We start from the raw sequence: 853 nt of genomic DNA on the forward strand, positions 1-853 counted from the left end.
GAAGCCGGTGTTCTGTCGTGCGTTTTGAAAAACGAGCCAGGGAGTGTATCTATTCGACGAGTCTAACCCGGTGATCGGGGAAGGCGCAGGGAAACCGACAAGGCCGCAGCATTGCGAGGGCCGCCGTGTTCAAGCGCGGGGAGTCGAGTGGATACGACCCGAAACCAGGTGATCTATGCGTGGGCAAGGTGAAGCGTGCCGAAAGGCACGTGGAGGCCTGTTAGAGTTGGTGTCCTTCAATACCCTCTCGTGACCTACGTATAGGGGTGAAAGGCCCATCGAACCTGGCAACAGCTGGTTCCAGCCGAAACATGTCGAAGCATGACCTCTGCAGAGGTAGTTCGTGGGGTAGAGCGACCGATTGGGAGACTCGCCTTCGAGAGAAGTCGACCTCCCTGTCAAACTCCGAACCTACGAACGCCATAGAAGCAGGGAGTCCGGTGTGCGGGGTAAGCCTGTGCACCATGAGGGAGACAACCCAGAGTCGGGTTAAGGACCCAAAATGCGGACTAAGTGCGATTGAAGGTGGTCTCAAGCCCTAAACAGCCGGGAGGTGAGCTTAGAAGCAGCTACCCTCTAAGAAAAGCGTAACAGCTTACCGGCCGAGGTTTGAGGCGCCGAAAATGATCGGGGCTCAAGTCCGCTTCCGAGACCTGACGACACTCTTTACCGAGTGATTCCGTAGGCTGGCGCTCTGGTCGGGTGGAAGCACGGGCGAGAGTTCGTGTGGACCGACCAGTGACGAAAATCCTGGCCATAGTAGCAGCGTTAGTCGGGTGAGAACCCCGACGGCCGAACGAGCAAGGGTTCCTCGACAATGCCAATCAGTCGAGGGTTAGCCGATCCTAAGTCA

At 57.2% G+C, this 853-nt stretch carries 1 rRNA gene; it reads left to right on the forward strand.

Annotated features, from left to right (window positions below):
* Positions 1 to 853, forward strand: a 23S ribosomal RNA gene (locus ACSC1P_RS22085); the annotation flags it as partial.

The organism is Haloarchaeobius caseinilyticus, from assembly GCF_051207395.1.
Classification (GTDB): domain Archaea; phylum Halobacteriota; class Halobacteria; order Halobacteriales; family Natrialbaceae; genus Haloarchaeobius.